This window comes from Bradyrhizobium manausense, from assembly GCF_001440035.1.
Taxonomy (GTDB): domain Bacteria; phylum Pseudomonadota; class Alphaproteobacteria; order Rhizobiales; family Xanthobacteraceae; genus Bradyrhizobium; species Bradyrhizobium manausense.
The window spans coordinates 99,049-111,001 of sequence record NZ_LJYG01000026.1 but is presented as its reverse complement, the minus strand read 5'-3'; the positions used below and the strand labels follow the sequence as shown (position 1 = coordinate 111,001).

Annotated in this window: 11 protein-coding genes; 4 read left to right on the top strand and 7 right to left on the bottom strand. The window is 63.5% G+C overall.

Going from position 1 to position 11,953, the window contains the following annotated elements; genetic code table 11:
- Positions 1 to 6: 6 nt before the first annotated feature.
- The 6 genes from flhB to motA form a co-directional block, all read right to left on the bottom strand.
- Positions 7 to 1,089 (bottom strand): flagellar biosynthesis protein FlhB, encoded by a 1,083-nt coding sequence (flhB, locus tag AOQ71_RS05455; RefSeq protein WP_057742837.1) that lies wholly within the window; start codon positions 1,087 to 1,089, stop codon positions 7 to 9.
- 13 nt (positions 1,090 to 1,102) lie between these two features.
- Positions 1,103 to 2,137 (bottom strand): flagellar motor switch protein FliG, encoded by a 1,035-nt coding sequence (locus tag AOQ71_RS05450; protein WP_057742834.1) that lies wholly within the window; start codon positions 2,135 to 2,137, stop codon positions 1,103 to 1,105.
- A 2-nt stretch (positions 2,138 to 2,139) separates the two neighbouring features.
- The gene (gene fliN / locus AOQ71_RS05445) at positions 2,140 to 2,514 is read right to left on the bottom strand and encodes a flagellar motor switch protein FliN (protein WP_057742832.1); all 375 of its coding nucleotides are present in this window, start codon (positions 2,512 to 2,514) and stop codon (positions 2,140 to 2,142) included.
- Positions 2,515 to 2,690: 176 nt separating this feature from the next.
- A complete protein-coding gene (locus AOQ71_RS05440) occupies positions 2,691 to 3,005 on the bottom strand; it encodes a hypothetical protein (protein ID WP_057742828.1) in 315 nt (104 codons plus the stop codon).
- Positions 2,986 to 3,927 (bottom strand): flagellar motor switch protein FliM, encoded by a 942-nt coding sequence (locus AOQ71_RS05435; protein ID WP_057742825.1) that lies wholly within the window; start codon positions 3,925 to 3,927, stop codon positions 2,986 to 2,988. Before AOQ71_RS05435 ends, AOQ71_RS05440 begins: the two co-directional genes overlap by 20 nt.
- Positions 3,924 to 4,820: a flagellar motor stator protein MotA gene (motA, locus tag AOQ71_RS05430; RefSeq protein ID WP_057742823.1), complete on the bottom strand. Its 897-nt coding sequence runs from the start codon at positions 4,818 to 4,820 to the stop codon at positions 3,924 to 3,926. Before motA ends, AOQ71_RS05435 begins: the two co-directional genes overlap by 4 nt.
- A gap of 153 nt (positions 4,821 to 4,973) precedes the next feature.
- Here motA and AOQ71_RS05425 point away from each other — a divergent pair, with 153 nt between their 5' ends.
- The 4 genes from AOQ71_RS05425 to AOQ71_RS05405 all read left to right on the top strand — a co-directional run bounded on the left by AOQ71_RS05425 (position 4,974) and on the right by AOQ71_RS05405 (position 9,442).
- A complete protein-coding gene (locus AOQ71_RS05425) occupies positions 4,974 to 5,765 on the top strand; it encodes a DUF1217 domain-containing protein (RefSeq protein WP_057743178.1) in 792 nt (263 codons plus the stop codon).
- Between the two features lie 3 nt (positions 5,766 to 5,768).
- Positions 5,769 to 6,497: a flagellar basal-body rod protein FlgF gene (gene flgF / locus AOQ71_RS05420; protein WP_057742820.1), complete on the top strand. Its 729-nt coding sequence runs from the start codon at positions 5,769 to 5,771 to the stop codon at positions 6,495 to 6,497.
- A 48-nt stretch (positions 6,498 to 6,545) separates the two neighbouring features.
- Positions 6,546 to 7,871 (top strand): flagellar protein export ATPase FliI, encoded by a 1,326-nt coding sequence (gene fliI, locus AOQ71_RS05415; protein WP_057743176.1) that lies wholly within the window; start codon positions 6,546 to 6,548, stop codon positions 7,869 to 7,871.
- A gap of 935 nt (positions 7,872 to 8,806) precedes the next feature.
- Complete coding sequence (locus AOQ71_RS05405; RefSeq protein ID WP_057742816.1) at positions 8,807 to 9,442, top strand: MarR family winged helix-turn-helix transcriptional regulator; 636 nt, start codon at positions 8,807 to 8,809, stop codon at positions 9,440 to 9,442.
- A gap of 1,206 nt (positions 9,443 to 10,648) precedes the next feature.
- On the opposite strand, the gene AOQ71_RS45860 is transcribed toward AOQ71_RS05405, so the two are convergent.
- Positions 10,649 to 11,713: a ketopantoate reductase family protein gene (locus tag AOQ71_RS45860; RefSeq protein ID WP_057742813.1), complete on the bottom strand. Its 1,065-nt coding sequence runs from the start codon at positions 11,711 to 11,713 to the stop codon at positions 10,649 to 10,651.
- Between the last annotated feature and the right edge of the window lie 240 nt (positions 11,714 to 11,953).

Sequence of the window (11,953 nt, the reverse complement as noted above, 5' to 3'; positions counted from 1 at the left end):
GCGATTCTACTGAACCTTCGCGGGCCGCGCGGCCTGCTTTGACTGCAGGAAATAGATGATCTCGGCGACGGGACGGAAGAATTCGGCCGGGATCACCTGATCGACCTGCACCGCTTCGTAAAGCGCACGGGCGAGCGCCTTGTTCTCGATCACCGGGATCTTGCTCTGCTCGGCGACCTCGCGGATCTTCAGCGCGATCACGTCCATGCCCTTGGCGACCACGAGCGGCGCCGGGTTTTCGTCGCGATTGTAGCGCAGCGCGATCGCGAAATGCGTCGGGTTCGCAATCACCAGCGTTGCGCGCGGCACGGAAGCGATCATGCGCTGGCGCGAGCGGTCGCGCGCGAGCGAACGCAGGCGCGCCTTGATCAGCGGATCGCCCTCCGCCTGCTTGTGCTCGTCCTTGATCTCCTGCCTGGTCATGCGCAGCTCGCGCCGCCAGTGGAAGCGCGCCCAGGCAAGATCGATCGCGACCAGCACGATCGTCGCGATGCAGATCGCCGACACGATCCGCATCGCGATGGTGAGGATCATCTCGGGCAGCGCGACCGGATCGGTATACATCGCTTCGAACGCCCTCGCCTCCGACGAGCGCAATACGAAGCAGACGACTGCCGTCACCGAGACGAGCTTGAACATCGACTTGGCGAACTCGACGAGCCCTTGAGTTCCGAAGATGCGGTTCCAGCCGCTCGCGGGCGAAATACGGGAGAAGTCGGGTTGAATGCGCTCCAGCACCAGGCGCGGCGCGTTCTGCAGCAGCGACGCTGCGAGCCCGAACACCGCCAGGATCACGACCAGCGGCACCAGGAACCGCAGGGCCTCGAGGCCGACCACGGTGAGCAGGTTCTGCGCGTCTGCACCGGTATGAAGCGGGAAGCCGTCGGGATCGTCGAGAAAGCCCTTCAAGGTCGGCGTCAGCTGCTGCACGCCCTGACCGATCAGGAAGGCCTGAATCACCATCAGCGCCGTCATGGACGCGAACATGGACGCCTCCCGAGAGACCGGAATCTTGCCCTGTTCGAGCGCATCGCGGACTTTCTTCTCGGTCGGCTCTTCTGTTTTGCTCTCCTGATCGGATTCTGCCATGCCCGTTCAGCGGTCAGCGGAAGACCAGCTCATCCTCCTGATCGGGGTTGAGCTCGATTTCACCCTTTTCAGCGAGGTCGAGTGCAAGATCAGTGATCACGCGGCGCGCCTCCAGCACGTCGCGCTGGTTCGACGGCTCGCCGATGGCGAGCTCGGCTTCGACGACGCGGCGAACGCGCGAGGCGACCGCGGACAGGATCAACTCGCGGAAATGCTTGTCGGTGCCCTTCAGCGCCACGACGATGCGGTCGGTCGGCACCTGATCGAAGATCATGGTGCGCGCCTTCGGCGCCAGGTTGATGACGTCGTCGAAGGTGAACAGCAGCTCCTTCAGCACTTCGGCCGATTTCGGCCGCTTTTCCGACAGGCTCTTCAGCATGTCCTCGATATGACCGCGCTCCATCTTGTTGATGATGTCGGCGACACGGGCGTAAGTGTCCGCGCCGAGATTGCGGGCGAAATTGAGCGTCAGGTCTTCGTGCAGCGTCTTCTCGAGCACCTTCATCGCATCGTCGACGATCGGCTTGAGGCTGAGCACTCGCCGCATCAATTCGTTGCGCAGGCTCGACGGCAGCTGGCTCATCACCTTGGCGGCGCAGGACGGCTTGACCTTGGACAGGATCAGCGCCGCGGTCTGCGGATGTTCCTTGGAGAGGTAGGTCGCCAGCGAATTTTCCGACACCGACGAGACGCGATCCCACACCGACCGGCTGGAATTTCCGAGCAGGTCCGACATGATTGCCGTGACCTGGTCGGCGGGAAGCACGTCGCCCAGCACGGCTTCGAGGCCGCCGAGAGTGCCGAGGATGTTGGCGCCCATCGAGAATTGCTGGGCAAATTCCTCGACGATTGCCTCGAGTTCCTGCGCCGTGATCGGCCTCAGCTCGGCCGCGGCCTTGGTGACGACGCGAATGTCCAGCGGTTCGAATTGCGCGAGCACGCTGGCCGCGGCCTGGCGGCCCATGGCCAGCAGCAGCGCCGCGACCTTTTCCGTTCCGCCCAGCGTGGCAACGCCGCGCTGCTTGATGGGAGCGACCGGTGCCGCCATGGTCAGGAATCACCCTGCCCCAGCGGTCCGACAATCTCGGTCAGCGAGACACCGAAGCGGGAATTGTCCTCCTCGACGACGACCACTTCGCCGCGGGCAACGACGCGGCCGTTGACCACGACGTCGACGGGCTCGCCGACGCGGTGATCCAGCGGAACGACGGCACCACGGCCGAGCTTCATCAAATTCGCCACCGGGATGGTCGCCGATCCCAGCACCACCTGCATGGTGACGGGAATGCGCATGATGGCATCCACATTGGCGAACTTGCCGGTCTCCTCGGCGGTGCGTGCGGCAATCTCCGCCAGCCGGTCGAGCGGAGAGGTCTCGGCATCGTCGGATGCGGTTGCAGATTGGTAGTCGAAGGATTGCGCCATCTGGTATCGCCTCTTGGTAGTTCCGCTCCCGGAGCGTCGCGACGTTCCGATCTATCTCTTCGGCCGCTTCCGGCCCTAAAGCGCGATGAGATTGGGTTGAATCGTCATCGCGCTTTAGCTCTTTGTTTGAGCATGATCTTTTCGGAAAACCGCTTCACACTTTTCCGGATCATGCTCTAGTGCGTGTTGGCCTCGGGACCATTCACGGTCACGGCCCCCTGCAGCCCGTTGCGTGCATCGAGTGCGGCGATCGCCTCATGGGCCTGATCGATCTTTGCGGTCAGCACATTGGCAAGCCGGCCCAGATTTGCCGTGGAATCATGCGCCGCGGTAATCACGGTGTCGAAGGCGCCGGCGGTCTCGTGGACGATGGTCGAGAACTCGCCCTGGTAGCTGCGCAGCTTCGCGAGCTCGCGGTGCATCCGGGTCACCCGCATGCTCGTGAAGGCCAGCGCGATCAGCAGCACCGCATCAACGAGATAGGATATCATCGACGAACTCCCGCTTCTGATCGACGGGATCTGCCACCTGCATGGCGTAGTAGCCATCGAGCTGGCCGATCTGACACCAGAACAGCACCTGGTTGTTGCTCTCGAGCCGCGCCAGCGTACGCGGCGTGGCTTCAAGCTCCAGGACCTGCCCCACCTTGAATTTGACGACGTCCTCGAGGGTGATCATCTTCTCGTCGAGCACCGCGCTCAGGGTTACCTCGGTGCGGTGAACCTCGCTCTCCATCTGCTCGCGCCAGCGCGGATCGGCCGCGCCGCCTTCGCTGACCACGACATGGGCAAGCTTCTGCCTGAGCGGGTTGAGCGCGGAGTGCGGAATGATCAGGAACATCTGACCGCCGCGATAAAGCGCCTGCACCATCATGTTCGCACAGATCGACATGTTGCTGGCGCGCCCGATCGCCAGCGACGCCATCGCCGTCTCGACCCGCTCGACGCGGAAGGTGACGTTGGAGGTGCCGGCGAAAGCCGCCTGCAGCGCCTTGGCGAACCGGTCGAACAGCGCCTGGACCAGGCGGATCTCGATGTTCGAGAAAGTGCGTTCGACATCGAGCGGCGGCTCGGCACCGTCGGAGCCGAACATCGCCTCGACCATCGTGAACACGAAGTCACGGTCGAGCATGATAATGACGCGGGAGTCCCACTGCTCGGCGTAGAGCACGGCGGCGACCGCATTGCCCTCGTAGTCCTTGATGATGTCGCCGACACGGTCATTGGTGATGCCGTTGACCGAGAAATAGCAGGGCGTGCCGGCCATCGGCTGCAGGCTGTCCGTGCACGATGCCGCCATGCGATCGAAGATCACATTGAGCATCGGCATGCGCTCGATCGAGATGCCGGCGGCGTCCAGCAGATAGTTCGGCAGCTGCTTGCGCTGATCGACCTCGACGTCTTCCATCGTCATGCGCGTGCAGCCTTGGGTTCAGCGTCGGCCACGACAGCCTTGGGACCTGCGATCGTCTCGTTCTCGACGACGTCGATCGACGGCCGTTCGGAGCTCGCGATCATCTTGCGGCCGTGCTCGACGGCGATCTGCGGCATGGCGCCGTTCATGAACGCCAGCAGGGTCTGCTTGACGATGATGTAGGGCCGGCACTTCTTCTCGCGCGTCATCTTGATCTTCAGCGCGAAGGGCGAAATGATGCCGTAGGACAGGAAGATGCCGGCGAAGGTGCCGACCAGCGCCGCGCCGATGAAGCCGCCGAGCAGCTTCGGCGACTGGTCCAGCGCGCCCATGGCCTTGATGACGCCGAGCACCGCGGCGACGATGCCGAGCGCGGGCAGCGCTTCGGACACCACCACCAGCGCATGATAGGGCGTCAGCTTGCTCTTCACGATGGTGTGGATCTCCTCGTCCATCAGCGCCTCGATCTCATGGGTACGGGCATTGCCCATGATGATGAGGCGCACATAGTCGCAGATGAACTGGAGCAAAGACGGGTCGCCGAGCACGCTCGGGAACGCCTTGAATATTTCGGAGGACGAGGGATCGTCGATATGCGCCTCGACCTCATTGCGGCCCTTGCCGCGCAACTCGCGCATCAAGGCATGAAGCGCGCCGAGCAGGTCAAGGTAATAGCGCTGGCCAGGCACCGCGCCGGAGACTGCCTGCATGCAGGCGACCCCGGTGTCGACGACCGTCTTCCATGGATTGGCCACGATGAAGGTGCCGACCGCGGTGCCCATGATGATCACGAACTCCCACGGCTGCATCAGCACGGCCAGGTGCCCGCCCATGGCGGCAAATCCGCCAAGCAGTGCTGCCACCGTGATGACAATCCCCACGAAACTGCCCAACGCGCCGCTCCATCGCCGATCCCATCGGGAACATCTAGTCGGCCACGCTTGCGCGAAGCTGGCTTGGGCGTCCTTTCGGCCGCGCCAGCCCCGCGCAAGCAATTCGCGGCAGCTTGCGACGAGGTCGCAGCGGCGACCAGAGGGGCGCGTGCCATGCTATCCACCATCGCGGATTACACCAGGCTGACGACGGACATGAGCAAGTCGCTGACTCAGGTCGAGCAGCAGCCGGACGTGAGCCGCGACACCGCCTATTATCTTGCCAATATCGGCAAGGTGAAAAGCATCGACGATCTCCTGAACAACTATAGGCTCTACTCCTACGCGATGAAGGCTTATGGCCTCGACGACATGATCTACGCCAAGGCGTTCATGCGGAAGGTGCTGACCGAGGGCATCGCGACCTCCAACACCTTCGCCAACAAGCTGAGCGACAGCCGCTACCGGGAGTTCGCCGCCGCCTTCAACTTCGCAGCACTCGGCGCCGCCGCGACCCAGAGCACAGCGGCCACATCAGGCACGACCAGCCATTATGCCACCCAGACGCTGGAGCAGAACGCCGGCGACCAGAATGAGGGCCTTCGGCTCGCCCTGTATTTCACGCGCAAGGCTGCCTCGATCACGAGCCCCTACCAGATCCTCGCCGACAAGGCCCTGACCCAGGTGGTGCAGACCGCAGAGGGCTGGTCGTCGACGATCAGCTCGTCCGACATCGACATGCAGGCCAAGATGATCACGGACAAGATCAACCTCGCCGATTTCAAGGACCCGGCCAAGGTCACCAAATTCGTGCAGCGCTTCGCGGCGATGTGGGACGCGACCCAGGCCCAGAACGACAGCTCGACCAACCCCGCGCTGGTGCTGATCACCGGCGCCTCGACATCGTCGGCCAGTCTCGACACCGATATGCTCACGACGCTTCAGAATATCAAGTTCAACAGGTAAGCCATGCAATCGGCCCTCTATGTCGGATTGTCGGCGCAGGTCGCGCTCGAGAAGCGCCTCCAGACGATCGCCAACAACGTCGCCAACGTCAACACATCCGGCTTCCGCACCGATGTCGTGAAATTCGAGACGGTGCTCTCCAGGGCCGGCGCCAACCCGGTCGCGTTCTCCTCGCCCGGCGACAACATCATCTCCCGCGAGGCCGGCAACATCACCGAGACCGGCAACCCGCTCGACGTCGCCGTGGTCGGCCAGGGCTGGATCGCCTTCGCCGGCCCCAACGGCACGGTCTACACCCGCGACGGCCGCCTGCAGATCGCCGCCAATGGCGACCTCCAGACGGTGTCGGGTTTCCCCGTCATCGATTCCGGCGGTGCGCAGCTCACGCTCGACCCGAACGGCGGGCCGGTCTCGATCTCGCGCAGCGGTGCGATCACCCAGGACAACAACGAGATCGGCACCATCGGCCTGTTCAATATCCCTGTCGATGCCACTCTCGATCGCTACGGCAATTCCGGCGTCACGCCCGACCGGCCCGCGACTGCCATCGCCGATTTCAGCCGCGATGGCTTCAAGCAGGGCTATGTCGAGGGCTCCAGCGCCAATCCGATGATGGAATTGACCAAGCTGATGTCGGCTTCGCGCGCCTTCGACAGCACCAACTCGCTGATCGACGGCACCGAGAGCACGCTCCGCAACGCAATCCAGACGCTGGGCGATCCTGGCAAGTAGACTTGAGAGGCGGCTTGCGCGTCGCGCGTAATTGGGTGGATGGTTTCCTTGAACGCTCTTCGGCAACTTGAGTGGGCGCTGCTCGAGCTCGAGCAGAGCACGCCTCTGGCAAGCGTCAGCGGCGCGATCTCCGAGATCGCGCCGACGCATTTTCGTGTCTCCGGCCTGTCGCGTTCGGTCAAGCTCGGCGAGCTGATCGGCGTCAATACCGGGGCCAAGCCCCAGATCGGCGAGGTGGTGCGGATCGACAGCGAGGGCATCGTGGCCAAGCCGTTCGACCGGCACTTCGCCGGCGGGCTCGGCTCGGTCGCCTATCGCATGCCGCCCCTGTCGTTCGCGCCGGATCCGAGCTGGAAGGGCCGCGTCATCAATGCGCTGGGCGTGCCACTGGACGGAATGGGGCCGCTCACGCCGGGGTCGATGGCCGTTTCGGCCGAGGCGGAGGCGCCGCCGGCGATGAAGCGGGCGCGCGTCCACAAGCCGCTGCGCACTGGCGTGCGCGTGATCGACCTGTTTGCGCCGATCTGCGCCGGCCAGCGCGTCGGCATCTTTGCCGGCTCGGGCGTCGGCAAATCCACGCTGCTCGCCATGCTCGCCCGCAGCCAGGGCTTTGACAGCGTCGTGCTGGCACTGGTCGGCGAGCGCGGCCGCGAGGTGCGCGAATTCATCGAGGACGTGCTCGGCAACGACCGCAACCGCGCCGTCACCATCGTCTCGACGGGCGATGAAAGCCCGGTGATGCGACGGCTGGCGCCGAAGGCGGCGATGGCGGTGGCCGAATATTTCCGTGACCGCGGCGAATCGGTGCTTCTCATCGTCGATTCGATCACCCGCTTCGCCCATGCCGCCCGCGAGGTCGCGCTGGCGGCCGGCGAGCCGGCGGTGGCCCGGGGCTACGCACCGACCGTCTTCACCGACCTGCCGCGCCTCCTGGAGCGCGCCGGGCCCGGCGAGGACGGATCCGGCACCATCACCGGCATCTACTCCGTGCTGGTCGACGGCGATGATCACAACGAGCCTATCGCCGACACCATCCGCAGCACACTCGACGGGCACATCGTGCTCTCCAGGCACATCGCCGACCAGGCACGCTATCCGGCCGTGGACGTGCTGGCCTCGGTCTCGCGGCTGGCGCACAACGTGTGGGATCCCGAGGAGCGGGAATTGGTGAGCAAATTGCGCACCCTGATCGCCAAATACGAGGACACGCGCGATCTTCGCCTGATGGGCGGGTACCAAACCGGGCGCGATTCGGGGCTCGACCAAGCCGTCGACATGGTGCCGCGGATCTACCAGGCCATGCGCCAGGACGCCTCGGCGCCGCCGAGCGCCGATCCGTTCCGCGAGCTCAGGGACATGCTCAAGGGCGACTAAAGCCCGATGAGATCAGGATGAATCCTCATCGCGCTTTAGGTTATTGTTTGAGCATGATCCGGAAAACCGCTTCGCACTTTTCCGGATCATGCTTTAGCGGCACGGCGTGCTGCCCGCGTCGGGTCAGCGCCCCTCGCATCCTGACGAGGTGCTGCATGTCGTGGCACAAACTGCACAGGCGTTTGAGCGCAGCGGTGTTAGCCGCCAATCTCAGCCGTCGGGATGAGACCATAGTCCTGAAAGACGACAAGCAGATGATGCTCCCCGCATAGTCCAGCAACAACCGCCACGTGCACTCTCTGCAAGTTCCCCTGTTGCTGTCTTGGCAATTCCCGAAGCAGATCGCGGAAGTTGTGGATGACTCTCGGGGTGCACATCACCCGTCCTGCACAAGCTTCGATCAAACTGCACCAACGACAGACAGCAATATGCGTGCAATCCGCCATGCGTAGAACTACGTGCATCTGGCTTGTTTGACTGTGTATTACGTTCACCTTCATGTGTCCCGACCAGCAGATTGACTTGAACAATACATTGGTCTGCAGCGACATCCGCTCTCGAGTAGTCTCACTACTTGATTTTGTTGAGAAGCTCATTCATCGTTTCGACGGAACAAAAGAAACGTCTGCGTGTGACTTGAACTCAGGGGCTTCGGTTGAGCAATTCCGATCCATCATCCAGAGGTGACGGCAACTCGGGCTTGCGTTCGACGACCTTGTGCTTGGAATGGCATCGGCGGCACCGTTTCTTGCGCAGCATCCTGCGACGCTCATTGGTCCTGGGCGAATATCTCGCCATCCAAGCCTTTGTGTTGGGCATGAGGCATTCATCGGACACGGCTGAGCATCCGGCTTTGCGCGAGATATTCGTGCGCCATGGTGGAAAGCGGCTTCGGGGCGCCGCACACGCGATCCCCGGGGTGAGGTAGGAATTTTATGCCGTTGGCACGCGAAGCAGTCGAACTGCTGGTTCAGGCGGCCAGAGCCTGGTACTTCGAAGGAAATCAACACGGATTGCGCGATCGGGAGTGGATGGCGCTGCGCTTTCTCGGCCGCGCCAATCGCTTTTCGCGTACGCCATCTGCGCTCGCCGGCTTCATTGGCGCGACCAGGGCGACCGCGTCGCAGATCGTGAAGACGCTGGAGAGCAAATCCTTCCTGGTCCGGAAGCCGTCGCAGGAGGACAAGCGCTCCGTCGTTCTGGACGTCACGGCGCAGGGTGAGAAATGCCTGAACCAGCATGATCCGATCAATCACGTGTTGAATGCGGTCAATGCGCTCGGCACCGAGGAATGCATCAGGCTGCGCGACTCGCTCCGTGAGGTTCTCAATCATCTCGATGCGGCGCATCAGCGGCTCGATGCCAGCATCTGCCGCGATTGCATGTTCCTGGCCGAGCGCAACCCCGCCCCGGGCAAGGGCCGCGCCACCGCCGAGTTCATGTGCCGGCTGTACCGCGCCCCCGTCTCGCTCGAGGAGACCGAGCTGCTGTGCACCAGCTTCGAGCGCACCCGCGACCGCCCCAAGATCGAGGAGCATTTCGATCGCGCGCGCGTGGCAAGCCAGGGGTGACGGCTGGCGCGCTCTCTCCCCCGTCATTGCGAGCGCAGCGAAGCAATCCAGAGTCTTTCCGCGGAGGGATTCTGGATTGCTTCGCTGCGCTCGCAATGACGGAGTGTGTGGCAGCAGTATGGTTCTCCAAGTGACCCTGTCATTCCCCGCGAAAGCGGGGAATCCAGTACGCCTCGGCTTCTCGGCTCAATCATTGCTGTCTCGGACTACTGGATCCCCCGGTCCTAGCGCGCAATTGCGCACTGGCCGGGCGATGACAGCGAGTGTGTAGACGCAGTATGAGACAACGGCATCGCTCTTTCGTTCGCAGGTGTCGTAGGGTGGGCAAAGGCGCCAAGCGCCGTGCCCACCATGTGCTTGTGGTGGGCACGCTTCGCTTTGCCCCCCTACGATAGCGTCGCCTGTGGCAAGCAGCTCCAATCGCAGACACGCCTTCGCCTCCTCGCGGCTCATGTCGCCCGAGCTTTGCTTGATCACCCTCTCAATCAAGAGGGCGCAGGGAAGACCGGGTGCCGGCTTGGCACCCGCGGTCCGCTGCGCGAAAATGTAGCGCAAGAAGACCGCACAGCAGCATACAGGTGAAGCCCAACACACGGCCTTCCCTGCGCGATGGGTTGACGGCTTATGCCGCGCTCTCCCGGGAGCCGAATTCCTTCTGGCCTCCCTCGCCCCGCGAATTGACGATGTGGCCAGCCCGGTTGGACGCTCCACAGCTCCGCAAAGGCTTGACCGTAGCGACGACGGCCGGGACCACACGGTTTTGCCGTACGCGCGTTCGTTGGCGCCACAGGGTTCGACGGCATCGTGCACGTAGCCATCGAAATCTTGGCACGACGAACGAACAGCGCCGCTCATCCACACGCGGTCTCGGGCTCACAGGGACTACCCGCCCTGCCCGCACCCTCTCGTGCCGACGCTGCCGCGTCCACCGCATCCCCGGCTCGCGAAGCGTGACGACGTACGATCGCCCCTCAAGGTGAGCCGGGATGGGCGAACCATACGCTATTTCCGAATTTCGGTAAAGTGGAATATTTTTGCGGCGTAGGATTGACAGAGGGCGACACGCCGGCCTCGCCGTGTCATTCCGGGGCGCGCCTCTCGGCGCGAGCCCGGAATCCATTTCACAGCGTGACCTGGGGCCCGATGGATTCCGGGCTCGATGCTGCGCATCGCCCCGGAATGACGATGGGGAGAGTCCGTGAGCCGCTACTGCGCGCCCGATCCGCCCTGCACGATCTTCTCGTTCAGCTTCTGGTCGACGGTATCGACCGTGCGGTCGATCTCGGCATTGGGCGAGCCGAGCTGATGCGAGATCAGCTTCACCAGGAGGTCGACGCGCTCGATGAAGGGCGCTCCGCTCGCGACCGCGCGCGCGGCCGAGGAGGGCTTGAGCAGGCTCTCGGCGGCCTTGGCGTATTTCGCGAAGGGGACCTGGTCCTCCGGATCGGCGCCGAGCCGGCGGGCGATGGCGTCGACATGGTCGTAGATCGTCTGCGAGCGCTTGAGATCGCCATGCACGGCGTCGCGGATCGACTGCGGTTCGTTCGGCGTGATGCAGCGGTAATTGCCGGTGAGCAGCATCGACCATTTCGCCAGCGGCACGAACAGGGACGAGAACACTTTCAGCTTCACCGGCACGTCCTTGCCGTCGAGCGTCACGGCATCGATGTCGGCCTCGAGCTCGCGCAGCACCTTGTTGTGCGTCTCGTCGGCGAAGACCGAGGCCTTGAAGTTGGTGGGCAGGCCGACATGCAGCACGTTCGCCGCTTCCTCTGGCGGACGGAACGCCTGCGGATCGGGCGAGCACAGCGTCACCAGACCGGGCTCGAACCGCTCCCACACCTGCGCATTGGTGTAAGCCTCCTCCAGATCCATATCGGCGAGCGCCGGGATGCGCTTGAGATAAGGCAACGGCGGCATGTTCATGATCGACAGGCAGGGCAGCTTCGCCGCGGCGATCTTGACCATGAGCATGCGAACCGTGTGGTTGGTGTATTGCGGCTCCTGCATCGCAAGGCCAACAAGGTCATAGCGCGAGACGTCCACATTCTGCGGCGTCACCGCATCCAGCTTGCCCGGCAGGTCGCGCGAGAAGATCGCGCGGTGCACCGCTTCGTCGCGCAGCTTGATGCGCACCTCGGTGCCGTCGCGGTTGATCAGCTCCGCAGTCTTGGCGCGGCAGACCAGGGTCACGTTGTGCCCGGCCATCAACAGCTTGGTGCCCAGCAGGGAGCCGTAGGAAGCTCCCAAAATCAGTACGTTGCGCGCCATGTTCGTCCCGTCGATATCTTGTGTGATTTTTGGGCCCCGGCTGTGATCCACGGGTGCGTTGCAGCATCTAAGGCAAACCGATCGGGGATGGCAACTGGGATAATGCATACAAGGAAGGAGCGAATATTCCGTCACGCGGACCGGGCCGGCGGGTCAATTCTCGACCAATTACGGCTTAGCCGAAGTCTGGATGCAGCGCCGATCCCGCCCGCCGTTCCCGCCCGCGGGACTACGGCTTTC